Consider the following 21,016-nt stretch of genomic DNA (forward strand, 5'->3'; position numbering starts at 1 on the left):
GGTCGGGATCGATGAGGGGGCTGACCGGCCGTCCGAGCGGGGCCTGACATCGAAGCGCGACACGTTCTCTTCCCCCATAACGGTCCGCGGACGGTCGAGCCCCGCACCGGCGCCGGTCGGCTAACACGACGGACCTTGCAGGAGGCCGAACCGCAGGAAGCCGGGACACGGCTCCGGTTCGCGGACGTATCGCGGCGATCCGGCCTGAGGCAAGACTGGCACGTGGCCGCGGTCTCGTCACGCGGTCCAGCGCCGAAAATCCCTTTCGGTTGAAGTCACAGGGCCGTTGCTGTATGGCACGCCGGTCTTTCCGGACATGCTCGCGCGCGCTCGTCGCCCGCCGAACCCCGGATGGACCGCCCTCGTCATCCGTATCGACGCGTCGGCAAGCCGGGTCCCGCGGGACCGGCCGCCTCTCCCGAAAGACTCCGGGAAGGCCGCGGCGAGCGGGGGTGCCTGCAACGCGAGCCGCCGACGCAACGGGCCTCCGCCGGAGGCCGTTCAGGAGACAGAATGACCGCAGGTACCGCTCTGGGGCGTGGCCCGAGCCGCGAGGATTTCGCAGCCCTCCTCGAGGAGAGCTTCCTCGAACACGAGATCACTGAAGGGTCCGTCGTCAAGGGTCGCGTCGTCGCGATCGAGAAGGACGTGGCCGTCATCGACATCGGCGCCAAGACGGAAGGCCGTGTCGCGCTCAAGGAATTCACCGGTCCCGGCCGCGAGGGCGAGCTGAAGGTCGGCGACGAGGTCGAGGTCTACGTCGACCGGATCGAGAACGCGCTTGGCGAGGCCGTGATCTCGCGCGACAAGGCGCGCCGCGAGGAGAGCTGGGTCAAGCTCGAGAAGTCGTTCGAGAACAACGACCGCGTTACCGGCACGATCTTCAACCAGGTCAAGGGCGGCTACACGGTCGACCTCGACGGCGCCGTGGCGTTCCTGCCGCGTTCGCAGGTCGACATCCGCCCGGTCCGCGACGTCACCCCGCTGCTGGGCACCCCGCAGCCGTTCCAGATCCTCAAGATGGATCGCCGCCGCGGCAACATCGTCGTGTCGCGCCGGACCGTGCTCGAGGAGAGCCGCGCCGAGCAGCGCTCGGAGCTGGTGGCCAACCTTGAGGAAGGTCAGGTCATCGACGGCGTCGTCAAGAACATCACCGAGTACGGCGCCTTCGTCGACCTCGGCGGGATCGACGGCCTGCTGCATGTCACCGACATGGCGTGGCGCCGCGTGAACCACCCGTCCGAGGTCGTGACCATCGGCCAGACGGTCAAGGTCAAGATCATCAAGATCAACCACGAGACGCACCGCATCTCGCTCGGCATCAAGCAGCTGCTGGCCGATCCGTGGGAGGGCATCGCCGCCCGCTACCCCGAGGGCGCCAAGCTCAAGGGCCGCGTGACCAACATCACCGACTACGGCGCCTTCGTGGAGCTGGAGCCGGGGATCGAGGGCCTGATCCACGTCTCCGAGATGAGCTGGACCAAGAAGAACGTCCATCCGGGCAAGATCGTCTCCACCTCCCAGGAGGTCGAGGTTCAGATCCTGGAGGTCGATCCGGTCAAGCGCCGCATCAGCCTGGGCCTCAAGCAGACCCTGCAGAACCCCTGGGAGGCCTTCGCCGAGAAGCACCCGGTCGGCTCCGAGGTCGAGGGCGAGGTCAAGAACAAGACCGAGTTCGGCCTGTTCATCGGCCTCGAAGGCGACGTCGACGGCATGGTCCACCTGTCGGATCTCGACTGGAACCGTCCCGGCGAGCAGGTCATCGAGGAGTTCAAGAAGGGCGACATGGTCCGCGCCCAGGTTCTCGACGTCGACGTCGAGAAGGAGCGGATCTCGCTGGGCGTGAAGCAGCTCGGCGGTGACCCCTTCGCCGAGGCCGGCGAGATCAAGAAGGGCCAGATCGTCACCTGCGAGGTGGTCGAGGTGAAGGATGCCGGCGTCGAGGTGAAGATCGTCGACACCGACATGCAGACCTTCATCCGCCGCGCCGAGCTCGCCCGCGACCGCGGCGACCAGCGCCCCGAGCGCTTCGCCACCGGCGAGAAGTTCGACGCCCGCGTCGTCCAGTTCGACCGGAAGGCCCGCCGCGTGCAGGTCTCGATCAAGGCCCTCGAGGTCGCCGAGGAGAAGGAAGCGATGGCCCAGTTCGGCTCCGCCGATTCGGGCGCCTCGCTCGGCGACATCCTCGGCGCCGCCTTCAACAAGAAGCGCTCCGACGACGAGTGATGGCAACGGCCGCCCGGCCGGTCCGGGCGGTATAGCCTCAACGTTCAGACCCGCGCCGGACCCAGGTCCGGCGCGGGTTCTTTTTTCCATCCGCCAATTCAAGGTTGTCGCCAGCGGATAACGTCCGGGTCGGCCGGCATCCGGCGCGACAGGGATGGGCAGTGCCGTCATTTTCTTCGCCCGCCCCGTATCCACCTCCGCGAAAAATGCTCTAGAACACCGGCCTCACCCGGCGCGGACCGGGCGAGCCGAAGGAAACCAAGGACTTGCCCGGCGTGGGGCGTGCTCCCGCACCCCGTCGCGGGGCCGGCCGGGGGCTTGAAGGGAAGCGACCGCATGGCAGCCGACGCCGAACTGCTGATTGACCGGCGGCGCCTGCGCCGCAGGCTGTCCCTGTGGCGCGTGCTCGGGATCGGCGGTCTGATCGTCGCGGTCGGCGCCCTCGGCTACCGCGTCCGGACCGGCGCGGAGGGCGCGTTCGCGGTGCGGCCGCAGATCGCCCGCATCTCCGTCTCGGGCTTCATCGCCGGCAGCGAGGCCACCGCCAAGCTGATGAAGCGGGTCGGTGATGCCGACGCCGTGAAGGGCGTGGTCGTTTCGATCAACTCGCCCGGCGGCACCACCACGGGCTCGGAGGAGATCTTCCGAAACCTGCGGGCGCTGGCTGCCAAGAAGCCGATCGTCGCCTTCGTGGACGGCACCGCCGCATCCGGCGCCTACATCACCGCCATCGCGGCCGACCACATCGTGGCGCGCGAGACCAGCCTCGTCGGCTCGATCGGTGTTCTGTTCCAGTACCCGGACGTCTCGGGGCTCCTCGACAAGGTCGGTGTCAAGGTCGAATCCGTGAAATCCTCGCCGCTGAAGGCCGAGCCGTCGGGCTTCACCCCGACCTCGCCGGAGGCGCGCGCGGCGCTCGCCGCCGTGGTCGGCGACACTTACGCGTGGTTCAAAGGCCTCGTGGCCGAGCGCCGGGGCATGGATTCAAACCAGCTCAGCACGGTCTCGGACGGCCGCGTGTTCAGCGGGCGCCAGAGCGTGCCTCTGAAGCTCGTGGACGAACTCGGCAGCGAGCGACAGGCCGTGGCGTGGCTCGAGAGCGCCCGCGGGGTCCCGAAGGACCTCCCCGTCAAGGACTGGAAGCCGCGGTCGGAGAGCGATTTCTCCCTTTGGTCGGCGGCCGGCGTCGGCGCCGATCTCCTGGGCCTCGACGGCCTCGCGGCCCGGATCCGGACCGTCGGCGCGGAGGCGCAAGCTGCCCGCGGCGGCCTCCTCGCCCTCTGGCGTCCGGAACCCTGACCCCGCGCTCTCACGTAGCCCGCCCCGATCCCGCGAGAAGACCAGACGCCATGATCAAGTCGGAGCTCGTCCTCAAGATCGCCGAGCAGAACCCGCATCTCTACCAGCGTGACGTGGAGATCCTGGTCAACGCCATCCTCGACACCATCTCCGACGCGCTGGCCCGCGGCGACCGGGTGGAGCTGCGCGGCTTCGGCGCCTTTTCGGTGAAGCGCCGAGAGGCGCGCCGGGGACGCAACCCACGCACGGGTGCCGCCGTTGCCGTGTCCGAGAAGGCGATCCCCGTGTTCAAGACCGGCAAGGAGATGCGCCAACGCCTTAACGCGGCGGGCATCGGCGAGACCGCCTCGGCCGCCGAGTAGGAAGGACCTGAGAGCGCGATGATCCGTTTTCTGAAGAGCCTCGTGCTCCTGCCGATCGCGGCCGTGGTGATCCTGCTGGCGGTCGCCAACCGCGCGCCAGTACGGCTCTCGTTAGACCCATTCAACCCGGACGCGCCCGTCTTCAGCGTCGACCTGCCTCTCTACGCGATCCTGTTCGGCGCGGTGGCGCTCGGCATCGTGGTCGGCGGCATCTTCACTTGGCTCGGTCAGGGCAAGACCCGGGCGCGGGCGCGCTACCATCGCCGCGAGGCGGTCCGCTACGAGCGCGAAGCCACGCGGCTGCGGACCTACGCACCGGAGAGCGAGACGTCCGGCGCCTACACGGTGCCGAATACAGGCCGCGCAGCCCTGCCGGCACCGCGCTAGAGCGATTGCCGATCAGGTTGCGTGGGGCCGGACAGCGGGTGCCCCAGCCGCGACGATCCCCCTCGTGCTTACAGGAGAGCGGGGCTCGTCGCGTTCGGCACGGGCTCGGACCTACAACCAATTCCTGATCCGGTGGCGGACGACTCCTGAACTTGCTAACGCGTCACCGGCAGATTCATGCCGGCGCGCGCGGCCACCACGAAGGCCGCGATTTTATCCGGATCCTTCACGCCGGGCGCCACTTCGACCCCCGAAGAGACATCGACTGCGCCGATCCCTGTCCGCATCAGGGCCTCGGCCACGTTCCGGGCGTCGAGGCCACCCGACAGCATCGTGCCGGGTGGAAGAGCGGCACCGCGCAGGATCTCCCAGTCGAAGCGGCGACCGTTGCCGCCGGGCAGCGCCGCGTCCGGGGGCGCCTTGGCATCGAGGAGGATCCGGTCGGCCACCGGCGCATAGTCGGGCAAGACCGCGAGATCCGCTCCGGTCGCGATGCCGAGCGCCTTCATCACCGGACGGCCGGCGAGGGCCCGGATCGCGGCCACGCGCGCGGGGCTCTCGCGGCCGTGAAGCTGGATCAGGTCCGGATCCACGGCCGCGACGGCCGCAGCGATCACATCATCGTCCGGATCGACCAGCAGGACCACACGCTCGGCCCGCCCGCGCGCCAGGACCGACAGGGTAGCGGCCTGCGCCAACGTCACATGCCGCGGACTGCGCGGAAAATGCACGAGGCCGATCCAGTCCGCCCCGGCCTCCAGCGCGGCGGTCAGAGTCGCTTCGGTGCTGAGCCCGCAGATCTTCACACGGGCCGAAGTGGCGGACTCGGGAGGCATGGGGCTCCTATAGCGGATTGCGCGGCGCCGATCAGCCGCCATGCACCGCGCGGCCGCCCTTCAGTATAGCGGTGGCACGACGACGTTCGGGATCGGGAAACCACTGAACACGATCTTCCCGTCGACGAGGCGCAGCGGCGGAAGCGCCTTCAGCGGCGGCGCGTCGGTCGGGGCGTCCCGATCCGGGCGCTGGCCCAGGCCCAGGAGGCCGCCGACCAGCTGTCCCACCAGGGCGCCCCTGTCGGAACCGAACCGCTGGCCGACGATGCCGCCCACCAGCGCGTCGACGCCGGCGGCCCGGAGGTCGATCTGCCCCGCCGGGCGGTGGGCGCCGTCAAGGGCGAGCGTGCCCTTCGCCTGGACCCGCTGCGCCCCCTTGGACAGGGAGAGTGCGGTAAGATCGAGGGTGCCGCCGGCCTGACGCCACCGCTCAAGTTCGCGTGCCACAGTGCCGGTGCGCAGCACTATGGCCTGCGTGAGCGTCGCGTCGAGGGCGACGTCTGCCGGATCCTGCGTACCGGTGAGTGCGTCGAGCTGCGGCGCCTCCGCGTGGTTCAGGCGCAGGCTGAGATCGACGGCGCCATCCGATTCATAGCGGCCGGGACTCGGCCGTGCATGCAGTTCCAGATGCTTGCCCGAAACCGCGATGGGGCTTGGCTCCGCCCCCTTCACCGTGACATTGGGCGCATCGACCACCAGCGACGCCCGGGTGAATCCATCCGCCGCGCCGTGGAAGCTACCCTGCAGGTTCTTCCAGGCGGCATCCCCGGTCAGATCGCCCTGCTCGACATGGAACGGTCCGGCACTCTCGAATACGATGAGGCGGGGCTGGTAGATCTGGGCCGCCGCAGTGCTCGGGCCCAGGCGGAGGCGCCCGTCGGCGCGTACCAGCGTGACGGCGCTGCAGCGCAGCTCGATCCGGAAGGGGTAACCGCCGAGTGAACGGTCAGCACAGGTCCATGTGCGGCCCGCCGCGGCCTCGCGGGCGATCCAGCCATCGATCTCGCCGGCCGCCCGCTCACGGATCCAGAACCAGCCAATCGACCAACCTACCACCACGAGGGCGAGCAGGACGTACGGCAAGAACAGCCCGAGCCGGGATCGCCGCGCCCCGCGCGCCGGGGGCGTCTGAGGAGCAACCTCCGGACGCGTCCGATCCTGCACCATGCATTCCGCTCCCGATCACGTTCCCGCAGGAACATCGCAGCCCCGGCTTGAGGCCACGCACGGGGCGAAACTGGGGCGGTGGCGCCTCCGGTCGACCAGCGACGCGCGTTTCATCCGCCAGCCTGGCCGTTCCGATCGAATGTTTCGATCAGACCTGCGCCGGCTCGGCGGTATCGACTTTCAGATCCTCCACGATCGCAACCCGCTCAGCCTCGTTCTCGGCAAGGCGATGCACGTGCATCTCGGTGGCACCCCGGCTGCGGACGCGGTCGAGCCAAGTCCGCCGCAGATGATCGCGCGGGTTCTCGCTGGAATTTGCGACCGAAACCATCTCGGCAATGCCGGTGTCGTCGCGGCGCACCGCGATCACCACGGCCTGTGCCATCTCGTCGAGGTCGAAGCCCCCGGCCGGATGAACCCCAACGACGTAGCGCCGGCCGGAGCGGCCGCGCCACGCGGAAAGGGGAAGCGCGGGCGATCCGCGCAGACCCGCGGTCGTCTTGAGGCGTTCTTCACGCACGTCCTGCCTCCGGTTGCGATCGTCCTTCAGGTCGCGAAGCGCGGCCGACCAGGACAGGGCTCTTCTGTTCGCCATTTGTTCCAAATTAGCGTGCGATATCCACAGGCGTCAAGGGCGACGTTCCTAGAGGAGGATGTGGGCGTTGCCCACGCTATCCACAAGACGGGCACCCTGTTGCGGGTGGTCCTCAGTCGTCGTCGATAGGTCCGACGCCTCAGCGACGCGGCGCGGCTGCGGCAGGGGCCTCCGCCGCTGGGACGGGGTTGCCGGCGGCGGCGAGACCCGCGAGGCCGCCGTCCACGAGGGCGTTCGAGGCCGTCTCCAGGCGCTCCTGCGCCAGAGCTTGGAATTCCTGCCGGGGTAACCCCGGCGGGATGGGCGGCAGGAACTCGATGATGGCGGTGCCGGGCCGTCGAACGAGACTGTTGCGGGACCAGAACAGACCGGTGTTCAGTGCCACCGGCAGGCACGGCACGTTCAGCGCCACGTAGAGGTGCGACAGGCCCTGCTTGTAGGCCGGCTCGGCGCCGACCGGACGGCGGGTACCCTCCGGGAAGATGATGAGCTGGCGACCCTTCCGGATCGCCTCGCCGGCGGCGGCGTTCATCGCGCTCATAGCCCGTGTGCCCTTGGACCGGTCGATCGCGACCATGCCGCTGCGCGAGAGATACCAGCCGATCAGGGGGATGAGCAGCAATTCCTTTTTCAGGATGTAGGCGAAGTCCGGCAGGATCGTGCAAAGCGCCAGGGTCTCCAGAGCCGACTGATGCTTGGCGGCTACCAGCAGGGGCCCGGGCGGGATGTTCTCAAGGCCGCGGAACTCGACACGGGTACCCGCAACCACTCGCAGCAGCCACAACGTGGCCCGTCCCCAGGCCCGGGCCAGCCGAAGCACGGAGCGCCCCGCGATCAGCGTGGGCATCCCGGCAACCGCCAGGACCGTCGTCATGGCGTAGAAGCAGAGGTTGAAGGCGAGGGAGCGCAGGGCGAGCATCGGATTCCGCGGCGTGGCGGCCCCCCTGTAGCGCGCCCGTGGGTCCATGGCCAAGCGGCACTGACGCCGGGCGGGAGAAGCGATGCTCAGGCGCCGCCCTCACGGGCCTCCCGGACGAATCCGGCGCTCCGTCCGGCGATCAGCCAGTAGACGAGTCCCGCGCCGGCTCCGACGACGAAGAGGATCAAGGTCAGGCGCGCCTCGGCGGCGAGAAGGTCAGGATTGACACCGGAATTCCGGCCGGTATCGCGGGAGCGCACGGCGCCGCGGGTGAGCCAGGGGAGGGCGGCGGTCAGCAGGCCGCACCCGGCGCCGTACCAGAGGAGGCCGCGCCGGGCGAGGATCTCGCCGCCGAGGCCGACGAAGGCCGGAGGCACGACCAGAAGGACGAACAGGGCCTTGGCGAGGCCGGCAACGAATAGGATCAGCCCCTCCGGCGGCAACCCCGCCGACAGGTCGGACAGCGCCATGTCGAGGCCGGCGAGCGCGCCGCCGGTGAGCCAAGCCTGCGCGGCCGGATCAACGAGCAGCGCCGAGACGAGGACTGCGAGGCCCGTCGGAATGGCGAGCAGGAGGGCGAAAGCCCCGACGAACAGGCGGCCGACGGCATGCATGGGCCGAGCCTCTACACCGGACTGACCCGACCGTCGCGCGAAAGCCGCGCCTGATCCTCGTGGATCGGACGCGGCTTCCGGGTTCGAGCGCGGCGCGTCAGCCGTGGGCGGGGGCGCCGCCGTGATCGGCGTGCGTGTGCTTCTTCCGGAACCGGCCGAGCCAATTCGAGAAGTGGCGGATCACCACGTAGAAGACCGGCGTCAGGAACAGGCCGAAGAAGGTCGCGCCGATCATCCCGAAGAACACCGCCGTTCCGAGCGCCTGGCGCATCTCGGCGCCCGGACCGGTGGCGATCACCAGCGGCAGCGTGCCGAGGATGAACGCGAAGGCGGTCATCAGGATCGGGCGCAGGCGCAGGCGACAGGCCTCCACCGCCGCCTCCACCGGGCCGCGATGCTCCCGCTGCTCGATGTCGTGGGCGAACTCGACGATCAGGATCGCGTTCTTGGCAGCCAAGCCGATGAGCACGATCAGGCCGATCTGCGTCAGGATGTTGTTGTCCTGGCCGCGGAGCTGCACGCCCGCGAGTGCCGCCAGCACGCCGGTCGGCACCACCAGCAGGATCGCCAGCGGCAGCGCCCAGGACTCGTACTGCGCGGCCAGCACCAGGAAGACCAGCAGCACGCCCAGCGCGAAGACGGCGCCCGCGGTGCCGCTCGCGGCCTTCTGCTGGTAGGCGATCTCGGTCCAGTCGTAGGAGTAGCCCTCGGGCAGCGCCTTCTTGGCGATCTGCTCCATGGCGTCCAGCGCCTGACCGGTGGAGATGCCGGGCTTGGCCACGCCCTGCACCGGCACCGAGTAGTACAGGTTGAACCGCTGCACGATCTGCGGACCGGTCACGTCGCGCACCGAGGCGAGCGTGCCCATCGGCACCAGTGCACCAGTTGAGGAGCGCACCTTGATCTGCGAGATGTCCTGGATCGACGTGCGGAACGCCGCGTCGCCCTGCAGACGCACCTGATAGATACGGCCGAGGGTGTTGAAGTCGTTCACGTAGGTGCCGCCGAGATCCGCCTGGACCGACGAGAACACGTTGGCCAGCGGCACGTTCAGCATCCGCGCGATCGTGCGGTCGATGTCGAGGAAGAGCTGCGGCGTCGAGTTGTCGAAGGTCGTGAAGACCCGCTGCACGTCCGCGCTCTGGTTGGCCTGACCGATCACCTCGCCGGCCGCGGCCATGAGCGGGCCGATATCCGACGACTGCCGGCTCTCGATCTGCATCTTGAAGCCGCCGCCGTTGCCGAGGCCGCGGACGGGCGGCGGCGGGATGACGATGACCCGCGCTTCCTGGATGTCGGAGGTCGCCTTCAGCACGTCGCCGGTGATGACGGCAGCGCTCCGCCCCTGCGTGGCCCGCTCCTTCGCGCCCTTGAGCGTCAGGAACATCACGCCGGCATTGGTCGTGTTGGTGAAGGTCGCGCCGTCGAAGCCCGCGATGATCACCGCGTTGGCCACGCCGTCGACCGTGCGCGCCTGCTTGGCGGCGCGCAGGATAACGTCCGTGGTGCGGTCGAGGGACGAGCCGGAAGGCAGCTGGACCACGCCGATCAGGTAGCCCTGGTCCTGGTCGGGGATGAAGCCTGTCGGCGTCGTCTGCGCGAGGTGCAGCGTGCCGGCGATCACCGCCGCGTAGACCAGCAGCATCACGCCGATGCCTACGACGCCGCCGGTCAGGACGCGGATGGTCCGTCCATAGGCGTTCGAGGTTGCGTCGAAGGCGCGGTTGAAGCCGTTCGCCAGCCAGTTCACGAACCGCGTCAGGAAGAATTTCGGCTCCTTCCGGGCGTGGTGCGGCACCAGAAGCAGCTTGCAGAGCGCCGGCGACAGGGTCAGCGAGTTGAAGGCCGAGATCAGCGTCGAAGCCGCGATGGTCAGCGCGAACTGCTTGTAGAATTGGCCCGAGATGCCCGGGATGAACGCGGTCGGCACGAACACCGCGGCGAGCACCAGCGCGATGGCGATGACCGCGCCGCCGACCTCGTCCATGGTCTTGTGCGCGGCATCACCCGGCGACAGGCCCTCGGCCATGTTGCGCTCGACGTTCTCCACCACCACGATCGCGTCGTCGACCACGATGCCGATGGCGAGCACCAAACCGAACAAGGTCAGGTTGTTGAGCGAGAAGCCGAAACCCGCCATCGCGGCGAACGTGCCGATGAGCGACACCGGAATTGCGATGACCGGGATGATCGCGGTGCGCCAGCTCTGCAGGAACACCAGCACCACGATGACCACGAGGCCGACCGCCTCGAACAGGGTCTTGTAGACCTCGTGGATCGACTCCTCGATGAACTCCGTCGGGTTGTAGGCGATGCGGTACTCGACGTCCGGCGGGAAGTTCTTCTTGACCTCCTCCATGACCTTCTTGACCGACGCCGCGGCGTCGAGGGCGTTGGTGCCGGGCCGCTGGAACGCGCCGATGCCCACCGCGGGAGTCTCGTTCAGGTAGGAATTGGTCGTGTAGTCCTTCTGGCCCATCTCGACGCGGGCGATGTCCTTGACCCGGACGAGGCGCCCGTCCTGCGCCTTGATGATCACTTCGGCAAACTGCTCGGGCGTCTTGAAGCGCGCCTGCGACTGCACGACGAGCTGGAACGCCTCGTTCTTGGCCGCAGGCGGGCCGTTGAGCTGCCCCGCCGCCACCTGGACGTTCTGCTCCTGCAGGGCCGAGGTGACGTCGGTGACCGAGAGTCCGTAGGCTGCGAGCTTGTTGGGATCGACCCAGATGCGCTCGGCGTACTCGTTGCCGCCGAAGATCGTGATGTCGCCGACGCCGTCGAGGCGCAGCAGCTCGTCGCGGATGTTCAGGTAGATGTAGTTGGCGAGGTAGTTCTGATCGTAGGTCTTGTTGGGCGAGAGCAGGTGCACGACCAGCATCAGGTCGGGCGAAGCCTTGCGCACCGTGACGCCGAGGTTGCGCACGTCCGGCGGGAGGCGCGGCTGCGCCACCGAGAGCCGGTTCTGCACCAGCACGTTGGCGATATCGAGGTTGGTGCCGACCTTGAAGGTCACGGTCAGCAGCATGTTGCCGTCGTTGGTCGACAACGACGTCATGTACAGCATGTTGTCGACGCCGTTGACCTCCTGCTCGATCGGCGTCGCGATCGTGGCGGCCACGGTCTCGGCGTTGGCGCCCGGATAGGAGGCGCGCACCGTCACGGTCGGCGGCACGATCTCGGGGTATTGCGAGACCGGCAGGCTCTCGTAGGCCACGAAGCCGAGGATCAGGAACACGATCGACGTGACGGACGCGAAGATCGGCCTGTCGACGAAGAAATGGGCGAAACGCATCGGTCAAACCTCTGAGGCCCGCCGGTCTCCCGGCCGGGGCCCTGCGTCGTCGGTGCGGGGCGCGCCGCGCGGCGCGCTCGGAAGCGGTCTCGGCGAGCCGCTCGGGCTCACGTCTTGCTCGGGGGCAGCTCGATGGTCTCCGGCGTCACCTTGGCGCCGGGCCGGATCCGGGAGATGCCGTTGACCACCAGGGTCTCGTCACCCTTCAGCCCGGACTGGATCACCCGGTAGCCGTCGACCTTCGGGCCCAGCACCACATCCTTCTGCTGGATCACGTTGTCGGGCCCGAGCAGGTAGACGATCCGCTTGTCCTGGTTGGCGGCGACCGCCTCGTCGGGGATCAGCACGCCCTGATACGGCTTGGTCGCCGGCATCGCGACGATGCCGAACAGGCCGGGCTTGATGAACAGGTCGGCATTGGGGACCGTGGCCCGCAGCAGGATCGTGCCGGTGGCGTTGTCGACCCGGTTGTCGACGAAGTCGAGGGTGCCCTTGCGGGTCGGCTTCGCCTCGCCGGAGAGCGCGATCGAGATCGGCACGCCCTTGCCCTGCTGGGTCTGACCCATCCCGATGCCGAGGCTGTTCTGGTATTTCAGAAACGATTTCTCGTCGACGGTGAAGCTGAAGTAGATCGGGTCGAGCGACACGATCGTGGTCAGCATCGTCTGGTCGGCACTGACGATGTTGCCCTCGGTCACTAGCCGCCGGCTGATGCGGCCGTTGATCGGCGCCTTCACCTCGCTGAAGTCATAGTTCAGCTGGGCATTGTTGAGAGCCGCCTGGGCGCTGTCGACGTCGGCTTGCGCGGTCAGTGAGGCCTGCCGGCGCTGGTCGGTGACCTGCTCGGAGATGTTACCGCTGCGAGAGAGCGTCTGCGCGCGCTCGAGATCCGTCTGCGAGAAGGACTGACGCGCCTTGGCGGATGCGAGCGCTGCCTGGGCCTGCTCCAGCGCCGCCTTGTAGGGCCGGCGATCGATGATGAACAGGGTCTCGCCCTTCTTCACCGTCTGGCCGTCGATGAAGTTGATCTTCTCCAGGTAACCGGTGACGCGGGCGCGGACTTCGACGTACTCGATCGCGTCGAAGCGGCCCGTGTACTGGTCCTGCTCGACGATCTGTCGCACCACGGGCTTGGCCACGGTCACCTTGGGCGGCGGGCCGCCCGGTGCCTGAGCCCGGGCGGGCGCCGCGAGCGGTCCGGCCACGAGGCCGGCGGCCAGGGCTGAGAGCACGGTGAGAAGGCTGGGAAGCCGGCTGCGCATCGGGTCCTGCTGTCCGTTGGCCGACCCGCCGGTCGTGCCGAGCTTGACGATTGTTCCGCCGCAGGTGCGCCCTAACCTGCGGGAAACGCTGTTGCTTGTGCGCGAGCGCACATCACGGCTCCCTGAGCCGGATTGATCCGCGAGGCTACTCGACTGTCTCGCCTGCGCTGTACCAGTCCTTGAAGCCGCCTTTGTAATGCTCGACGATATCGAGACCGGCGTTCTGCACGGCCATCAGCGCATGGACCGACCGGACGCCGGACGCGCATGAGAAGACAGGCCGCCGTCCATCCTCGGCCACGAGCGCCGCCACGGCCTCGGGATCAAATGCCGACAGCGGATGGGAAACGGCACCCGGGATGTGTCCAGCCGCATATTCATGAGGCTCTCGGACATCGATGACCAGCATCGAGCCATCGCTGAGCCCGTGCTTGATCGTATCCCGATCGAGGTCGACTACCCGCATCGGCAGGTTCTCCGTTCCGCCCGGCCTTCGCCAAGCCTGAGGACTGACGAGTTTCCTTATGCGTCAGGCCGGAGAGGCGCAACTTGATGACGGCGGGCAGAACGGATGACAGCCCGGTTCAGAGCGCGGCCAGAACGGGCTCGACGGTCGCGAAATGGGCCTTCCAGTCGGGCGGCGCATACCCGTCGAGCCGCCTGGCCAGCTCGGCTCCGAGAGGCGACGCTGGATGGGCCAGAGCCTCGATGGCCTCCAGCCAGCCCGGACCATCCAGCGGATCGCGGAACAGGGCGAATCCTTCGGCGATCTCCCGGTGGACCGGAAGATCCGAGGCGACCACCGGCAGCCCGCAGGCCGCGGCCTCCACTACGGGAATCCCGTAGCCCTCGGCGAAGGAGGGCATCAGCAGGGCGGTGCAGCTGCGCATGAGGGCAGCGAGGCCGTGGGTGGACAGCCCCGTGACCTCGACCGTGTGGGCACGGACGCCTGGGCAGCGTTCGAGCATATCGATGGCGCTCTCGGCCTCCCAGCCCCGGCGCCCGACCACGACGAGGCGGGGGGTGGCGGCGCCGTCGCGCTCTGCGAGCCGCCGCCAGATCTGGAACAGGAACAGGTGGTTCTTGCGCGATTCGATCGTCCCGCAGACCAGGAAGGTCGGGCGGTCGGGGCGGAAGCGGGGTCCGGCGCGCCCAAAGGCGTCCTCGACGCCGAGATGGCCGACCGCCACCGGCGGCCGTCCAAATCCCTCGGCGGCGAGGTGGTCCAGGGTGGTCCGGCCTGTATCGGCCGAGTTCACCAGGATCGCGGCCGCATGCCGGCCGATCGTGCGCATGCGCGCCCTGTGGCGGTCGGCCTCCCCGGCTCTTCCATATTCGGGATGGGTGATCGGGATGAGGTCATGGACGAAGAATGCGGCGCGCACGTCCCGCCGCGTATAGAGCCAGTCGAACCGGCCCGGATTGTCGAGGCGCAGGTGTGAGGTGTGGAGATAGAGCGCGTCGCGCGGCAGGGCGGTGATCGGGCGGCCGCGCAGGGCGATGTCGGCCGCCGTCCGCGCCTGGATCCGTCGCCGCTCTGAGGAACCGATCCGCTGCGCCGGATCCCGCGTCCCGCTCGGAATTGACCCCGCTCCCGCCGGATCGCCGCAGCGTGCCGCGAGGCGGTGGAAGATCGGATCCGAAGCCGCCTGCCGATCCTCGACCCAGCCGGCGGCTACGGCCTCGACGATCGCGAGCGCCTGCTCGCGCTGAAGGACGCGGGGACCATATGCCGTGGAGACGATACCGAAGCCGAGGCCCGGCCGGCTCAGGAAGGCGCGCGCGTAGGCGAGGTCGACCCGGTCGATCCCGGAGGGACTCGGATGCCGCAGGCGCGTGACGAGGCGCGTGAGATCGAAGGCGATCGGTCGGTCTGTCATGATCCTCAAGAGGGGCGGCTGCGGAGATTCCCCGTAGCGACCTGGGCCCGGCATAGCCAGCGCATCGGGCCCGATCACGGGGGTTGCACAGGCGCGGCGCGACGGCTAAGAGCCCCGGGCCCTTGCGGCGTCGGAGTGTAGCGCAGCCCGGTTAGCGCACTAGTCTGGGGGACTAGGGGTCGTGGGTTCGAATCCCGCCACTCCGACCAATCATTCAGGGGTCGGGCCTGTACCGGAGGCTCAGAACCGGAAGCCCCAGGGCAATCTTCAAAACGGTTTACACCTACAGTTCACAGCGAGTTCCCGTCGCGGGTCGTTCGGGAGGCGCTGCCTCGGCGGGAGTTTCCCGGTGCCGCGCGAGGCTTGAAGGCGGCGGCATCCCTCGATCCGGTCCACGATCCGCATCGCCTGGACGGCTGCCGCCGGTCAGGCCTGCGTCCTCCGCGGCCACTTTCGTCTGGTGGTCGGCACGCGCAGAGCCATCACCCGGCATCTTGCCGGCAATGCCGCGTCAGGGCCTCGCGATTCAAGCTTGGCGAGCGTCCCGCTGGAGCGCCTGCCCCCCGTGGACCGCGTACGAACCGGACAGTGAGTGCGCCCCGGTCAGAAGGCGAGAAGCCTGCCGCATGCGGGCCGTCGTCGCCTGCGGCTGCCGCTCGTTCGAACATGACGAATGCCGCTCCGACGGTTGTTTTCAACGCTTTAGCGTCGACATCCATTCCGCCGATCAGCGTGATTGCGAATGTGGGCTGCCTCGGAAGTGTTCGTCGACAGGCCTGCTGGCGGCAGCATCGACCAATCCAATTGCACCGGAACGGCGCTAACTGCTGCGCCTCGGTTCGTATGTCCGCGACATTTCGCCTGCCTCGCCGGATCGTCGTTTTGCCATATTGGCTGAGGATATCTCGCATATTGTTCGGCGATTCGGCAGCACGAAAACAATAGAGGTGAGATTTGAGCGATCCCCAAATGACTCCCTCTGAGTTGGAAGACTATTTTCTCTCCCTAGTCAATCAGGAACGAGCAGCTGCAGGCGTTAAGACCCTTACTTTTGACGGCGAGCTCTTGGCGGCAGCCGACAATCACTCGGCTTGGATGGACCAGACCGACACATTCAGCCACACGGGCGTGAACGGGTCGAGCCCGGCGGACCGCATAGCAGCAGCCGGCTATGGCTATGAGAATTGGGGCGAGAACATCGCATACGCGTCCGGTGGCATGGACAAGGCTACCGTGGACGCGCTCAATCGAGCGCTGATGAATTCACCCGAGCATCGTGAAAACCTGTTGAGCCCGAACTTCGATCAGGTCGGCATTGGCCTGCATCTTGGCAATATAGGTGGCTACGAGAACGTTGTCTTCGTCACTGAAGATTTTGCCTCGCCCAACGCGCAGGAGCGGGCGGAGCTTGGCAATGGAGCAACGGGCAGCACGGGTCTGACGGGCTCGACCGGCACCACTGGCTCGACGGGTTCGACCGGCGCCACAGGCAGCACGGGCACCACTGGCTCGACGGGTTCGACCGGCTCGACCGGCACCACCGGCACCACCGGCAGCACGGGCACCACTGGCTCGACGGGTTCGACCGGCGCCACAGGCAGCACGGGCACCACTGGCTCGACGGGTTCGACCGGCTCGACCGGCACCACCGGCAGCACGGGCACCACCGGATCGACGGGTTCGACCGGCGCCACCGGCAGCACAGGTACGACCGGATCGACGGGTTCGACCGGCGCCACGGGCGGCACCGGCACCACCGGTTCGACGGGCGCCACCGGAACCCGCGATCCGGACGAACACGGCAATGACAGCCATGGACATCGCCACGGTCATCGCCACGGCCACAGCGACGACGGTCATGGTCACAGTCATCGCCGCGGCAAAGGCGGCAGCAGCGGCGGGGGCGACGACCGAGGCGACGGAGCGACGGGCGGTGCTGGGGCTGCCATTGATCGGGGCTCCGTCAATCCCGGGATGAATCCGGTCTTCGCACAGGCGCCCCATGGTTCTAGCGTATCGAACGCGGATGTTCTGAGATCGTTGGGAGACCTGGTTAGCAGGCTGAGCAGCAACGGTTCGGTGAGCGGCCTGCTGAGCGATCCAACGGCTCAGAAGAACATCCTGACACTCATGAATGCGTTCCGGCTCGGCGGAGGCGAAGGCTCGACCGACCTGACAGCTCAGACGGGCGCCTCGGTCGCGTCGTCCAGGATCACAGGTGGAAATGCGTCTTCTACCCAGCCCGCGCTGACCGAGCTGACCAACAACCTGGGCCGATCGTAGTCCCATTTCGCGGGCGCCCGCCCGGAAGTCTCACGAACCTGAGGCCGCAGCACGCCGCTGCGGCTTCTGTCATGTGGCAAGATCACCGCTTGGGAAGAAAAAAATCGGAACTGCCCACCGTCAACGCGAAGGTGTAAGCGGCGGTCGGTGGCTCGAAATCCTGGCTCATCGATGGACCGGACAACGGCACCGTCTCCACGGCTACGTCACCGACGTGCTTGCGCCCCTCCTCACGCCGGGCGAGATCGTCGTCTCAGGCAAGCTCCGGAGCCACAAGGACGAGGCCGGCTGCCGAGTCATTCGCGCGGCCGGAGCCCATCTCCTGTACCTGGCCACTCACAACCGCGACCTGAACCGGTTCGAGCAGCCCGTCTCCAAGCTGGAGTACCTCGCCTATCAGCTTGAGCCACGGATCATTGGCGGCTTGGCGACACGTCGGGAAGACCCCCGAGATCACCGCATCACACGAATGCGCAAGATCCGATCTCCGACGCATCACAGCGGGCCCTGCCGGTATGCTCGCTTCCTGAGGGAGCCGGACGCTGCAGCTCAAGCGCAGGCGCGGAGCCGATAGTTTGGGCGCGAGCACCTGGTTCGCAAGCCGCCAAGCCGGCCAGACCGCGCCCCGAGACGGCGGGCCAAACGGCTGACGGGGCCTTCGTACCCATTCCCGGCAACCTCCGCGCTATCAATCCCGACCGGATGGGGAGCCGGACGGACGCCAGGACGAGGATTGGACGGAGCAAACCCGCTTTGCGCCTGACGACCTGACTGCAGGCGCCCAACCACTGTCTCGACGTCGCATCGGCTCAATCCTGGCGTCCCACGTCCCGACCCCGTCTCCGCGCCGCTGAATGCTGGAAGCGGTGTACATCTGTCATCGCGTTCGAGCAGAATATGCCTGAGGAGATCGATCAGCATCCAGCGCTGCCGCACTGCGGCATCGTCGACTGGTGCGGTCAAGCGGCTATGGCCGCCTGAACATTCTGAACCGGTCGGAGATGGTGCCCGACTCTCGTTCCGGTTGACGCCTTCCGCATTTCCCGCATCTTGTGCCGCCGACCAGCCTCGAAGACAGCAGAAGCTGCGTTCCTATTGTGACCCTTGAGGCAGCTTTGCATGCACCAAAGCAGTCCGATGGAAAAACTTGAACCTCGTGAATTCAGTTTGAAGACCTTCATGGTCGCCTTGACCGTCCCGCCGATGCTGTTCCTCGGCGCCGCACTGAGTAGTGCCTATCTTCGGAACGAGGCCGGCGCGAGTATTATTGCATGGTGTGCAACCTGCACGTTCCTAGCGGCGCTGCTTCGCACGCCGTCTCGCTTTTGGCTGCCTTTGATCTCGATCGCGGGATTGGGAGATTTTGTGGCTCATTGGTTGATGGGAACACCCCGCGCAGCGGTGCCAGGCATTGTCGTCGCCGATATTTTCGAAGTCCTATTTACTGCCGCCGCCTTCAAGCGACTTAACATCAAGTACCGATGGTACCTCTCCCTGAGATGCATAATTTTGCTGACTTTTGCCTGCCTGTCCGCATCATTACTGAGCACTTCGTTTGAGTTTGTTTGGATTGGCGTTTCCGTTCCTATCCAAGATCAATCCCTCATAAAAGCGCGATCCATCACCGAAGCGCTTGATCTACTCGTGGCCCTGCCACTCGCCTCGAGCTGGACCGAAAGAAATCTTCTTCGCAGCCTGAACATCCAGCAATTTACGCAAACGTTTATTCTCACAATAGCGACAGCAACTGCCAGTTATTTCCTGCTTGCATCCGGTACACCATTCCTGTTTCTGGCGATACCACTTCTTCTTTTGGCGACACTCAGCGGGGGACTTCTTGGAAGCACAGCCGCCGTGTTCAGCTTATCCCTTGTCGTAAGGTGGTTTACGTTCGAAGGGTCTGGCCACATCAATTTGCCCGCTACGGCAGAAAGCGCCAAATTACTAGTTGTATACCATTTATTCACACTAACAGCCCTTTTATCTGCTGTGCCTCTCGGCGTGCTCCTGGCTCGACTTGAGAATTCTGCCGAGCGGCTGCGCGAGGCTGGAATTACCGCAGATCGAGCTCGTCGAGACGCAGAGGCGGCGCGTGATCGAGCAGAGACTGCCGGTCGAGCAAAAGGCGAGTTCCTTTCCGTCATGAGCCATGAGCTTAGAACGCCGATGACCGGGGTCCTAGGCTTGGTCGACCTCCTCTCGAAGGAACCTCTAACCGATGGGCAGAAAGTCTATCTTCATCACATCAAGCAGTCCGGTCAGCATCTGCTGAATGTAATCAGCGATATTCTAGATTTTTCGAAGATCGACTCGGGAAAGCTTGAGATTGAGTCGACATCGTTTTCCATAAAGTCCGTCTTCGAGGCAGTCTGCGCGACAGCGCAACCACTCTGTCACGCGAAACACATAGATTTCGATTATGAGTTCCCCGATACGGCGCCCGAATATGTGATGGGCGACCCAACCAGAACACAACAGATTTTATTGAATCTGGTCGGCAACGCGATCAAATTCACCCATCATGGTGGCGTCAGGCTCATAGCCCAACACCGCCGTATCGATGCGGATACATTACGATTTCGTTTCGACGTTCACGACACCGGCATCGGCATCGATAAAGAAAAGAAATCGGAAATATTTAATGCCTTTACGCAAGAAGATAAGTCGACCGCCCGTCGGTATGGCGGCAGCGGGTTAGGTCTGGCCATTTGCAAACGCCTTGTCGTTGCGATGGATGGAGAGATCGATTTTATCAGCGTGCCTCGAAAGGGCAGTACATTTTGGTTCGAAATTCCATTCCAACAAATTAGTAATTCACTTATTCAATATTCTCAGGAAAGTAACAATCTTTCACTGCGGCCACTTCGAATTTTGATCGCTGAAGACGTAGATCTGAATCGCAGCATTATCGCTTCCATGCTGAGTTCAGACAAACATACGCTCGCCTTCGCGCGAAACGGGGCTGAGGCAGTCGATCTGGCCGCACAGCAGACGTTTGATCTAATATTGATGGACATCCAGATGCCTATTATGGATGGCGTCGAGGCAACTCGTCAGATCCGCAGCCGGGCCGGTCCGGTCCAGAACATTCCGATTATAGCGTTGACCGCGAATGTCTTCGAAAGTGAACGCCGCCGATATCTTGCGGCCGGCATAAACGCCTGTGTCGCCAAGCCGATCGATTGGAGCGTCCTCGACGAGACAATCTCGCGACTTACAGCCGGAAGCCATGCGCTGCCGGTCATCGATGCACTGTCAACCACCTTCTCCGTCGATCGATCGAACATGCTCGAGCCAGAGAAGCTTGACCGATTGAAGGATAAACTCGGTCCAGACCTCGAGAATCTTCTTCGTGATGCTCTCGAGCACGCTGAACACGCCCGTGAGAAGATTGGCAGCCAGGACCTGACCGGACGCGAGAAAGCCGATGAAATGCATGCTTTGAAAGGAGCAGCCGGCATGCTCGGACTTTCAGCCCTGCAGCGCCTTGCGGAAGAGTTCGAGACTCAAGCTCGCGTGGACGATGGTGCGAGCGGGTTTGGATCCGCGCTTCGAGAAGTCATCCTCGAGACAGAGGCCGCGCTCATTCGGCATCGCTTCCTGGATGGCGCGAAGACGACCCAGTGAACCAGTTTTCGTTGAGCCCGCGAGATCAGGATCATACCCTGTGCGTGAACCGACCAGCGCGTGGCGTGGAGCCAGATCGGACCAGACCGAAAGGAATGTCAGCGACGAGGGCCGGCATTCTGTGTGGGCTCATCCTGAGCTGCCGCGGCGCAACATTGGCCACGTCAGGCCCGCGCAGCGTGGCCGACAGCTGCGCCAATCGCAACCGTGGTGGCGCTGCCGCCATGCCGCGCTGCCCCTTGATAGTCTCATTGGGATGGAGCGACA

At 66.1% G+C, this 21,016-nt stretch carries 15 protein-coding genes and 1 tRNA gene; 7 read left to right on the plus strand and 9 right to left on the minus strand.

The features are described 5' to 3' along the window. Positions 1-513: 513 nt before the first annotated feature. From rpsA to ACLBX9_RS31245, 4 genes are all read left to right on the plus strand, one after another. Positions 514-2,226, plus strand: a complete 1,713-nt coding sequence (gene rpsA, locus ACLBX9_RS31230; RefSeq protein WP_010683172.1) for a 30S ribosomal protein S1 — start codon at positions 514-516, stop codon at positions 2,224-2,226. A 336-nt stretch (positions 2,227-2,562) separates the two neighbouring features. Further along, positions 2,563-3,525 (plus strand): signal peptide peptidase SppA, encoded by a 963-nt coding sequence (gene sppA, locus ACLBX9_RS31235; protein WP_447721639.1) that lies wholly within the window; start codon positions 2,563-2,565, stop codon positions 3,523-3,525. A 50-nt stretch (positions 3,526-3,575) separates the two neighbouring features. Continuing rightward, positions 3,576-3,887 carry an integration host factor subunit beta gene (locus ACLBX9_RS31240; protein ID WP_010683170.1) on the plus strand — a complete coding sequence of 104 codons (312 nt, stop codon included), beginning with the start codon at positions 3,576-3,578 and terminating at the stop codon, positions 3,885-3,887. An 18-nt stretch (positions 3,888-3,905) separates the two neighbouring features. Continuing rightward, positions 3,906-4,274, plus strand: coding sequence for a LapA family protein (locus ACLBX9_RS31245; RefSeq protein ID WP_010683169.1), 369 nt, complete (start codon positions 3,906-3,908; stop codon positions 4,272-4,274). A gap of 155 nt (positions 4,275-4,429) precedes the next feature. Here ACLBX9_RS31245 and ACLBX9_RS31250 read toward each other — a convergent pair whose 3' ends face one another. The 9 genes from ACLBX9_RS31250 to ACLBX9_RS31290 form a co-directional block, all read right to left on the minus strand. Next, positions 4,430-5,110, minus strand: a complete 681-nt coding sequence (locus tag ACLBX9_RS31250) for a phosphoribosylanthranilate isomerase (RefSeq protein ID WP_447721640.1) — start codon at positions 5,108-5,110, stop codon at positions 4,430-4,432. A gap of 60 nt (positions 5,111-5,170) precedes the next feature. Next, entirely contained in the window at positions 5,171-6,277 is a 1,107-nt protein-coding gene (locus ACLBX9_RS31255; RefSeq protein ID WP_447721641.1) for a DUF2125 domain-containing protein, read from the minus strand. 148 nt (positions 6,278-6,425) lie between these two features. Next, positions 6,426-6,872, minus strand: coding sequence for a hypothetical protein (locus ACLBX9_RS31260; RefSeq protein WP_010683166.1), 447 nt, complete (start codon positions 6,870-6,872; stop codon positions 6,426-6,428). A 139-nt stretch (positions 6,873-7,011) separates the two neighbouring features. Next, positions 7,012-7,791, minus strand: a complete 780-nt coding sequence (locus ACLBX9_RS31265; RefSeq protein WP_010683165.1) for a lysophospholipid acyltransferase family protein — start codon at positions 7,789-7,791, stop codon at positions 7,012-7,014. A gap of 86 nt (positions 7,792-7,877) precedes the next feature. Beyond that, the gene (locus ACLBX9_RS31270; RefSeq protein ID WP_447721642.1) at positions 7,878-8,405 is read right to left on the minus strand and encodes a hypothetical protein; all 528 of its coding nucleotides are present in this window, start codon (positions 8,403-8,405) and stop codon (positions 7,878-7,880) included. Positions 8,406-8,502: 97 nt separating this feature from the next. After that, a complete protein-coding gene (locus tag ACLBX9_RS31275; protein ID WP_447721643.1) occupies positions 8,503-11,697 on the minus strand; it encodes an efflux RND transporter permease subunit in 3,195 nt (1,064 codons plus the stop codon). 107 nt (positions 11,698-11,804) lie between these two features. After that, positions 11,805-12,959 (minus strand): efflux RND transporter periplasmic adaptor subunit, encoded by a 1,155-nt coding sequence (locus ACLBX9_RS31280; protein WP_010683162.1) that lies wholly within the window; start codon positions 12,957-12,959, stop codon positions 11,805-11,807. Positions 12,960-13,104: 145 nt separating this feature from the next. Beyond that, the gene (locus ACLBX9_RS31285) at positions 13,105-13,425 is read right to left on the minus strand and encodes a rhodanese-like domain-containing protein (RefSeq protein WP_010683161.1); all 321 of its coding nucleotides are present in this window, start codon (positions 13,423-13,425) and stop codon (positions 13,105-13,107) included. Between the two features lie 118 nt (positions 13,426-13,543). Beyond that, entirely contained in the window at positions 13,544-14,839 is a 1,296-nt protein-coding gene (locus ACLBX9_RS31290; RefSeq protein WP_447721644.1) for a glycosyltransferase family 4 protein, read from the minus strand. Positions 14,840-14,970: 131 nt separating this feature from the next. On the opposite strand from ACLBX9_RS31290, the gene ACLBX9_RS31295 reads away from it, so the two are divergent. The 3 genes from ACLBX9_RS31295 to ACLBX9_RS31305 all read left to right on the plus strand — a co-directional run bounded on the left by ACLBX9_RS31295 (position 14,971) and on the right by ACLBX9_RS31305 (position 20,749). After that, positions 14,971-15,048: transfer RNA gene (locus ACLBX9_RS31295), tRNA-Pro, on the plus strand. A 745-nt stretch (positions 15,049-15,793) separates the two neighbouring features. Next, positions 15,794-17,122 carry a CAP domain-containing protein gene (locus tag ACLBX9_RS31300; RefSeq protein WP_447721645.1) on the plus strand — a complete coding sequence of 443 codons (1,329 nt, stop codon included), beginning with the start codon at positions 15,794-15,796 and terminating at the stop codon, positions 17,120-17,122. 1,137 nt (positions 17,123-18,259) lie between these two features. Beyond that, complete coding sequence (locus tag ACLBX9_RS31305) at positions 18,260-20,749, plus strand: ATP-binding protein (protein WP_447721646.1); 2,490 nt, start codon at positions 18,260-18,262, stop codon at positions 20,747-20,749. The last annotated feature ends 267 nt before the right edge of the window (positions 20,750-21,016 follow it).

The organism is Methylobacterium sp. A49B, from assembly GCF_053346215.1.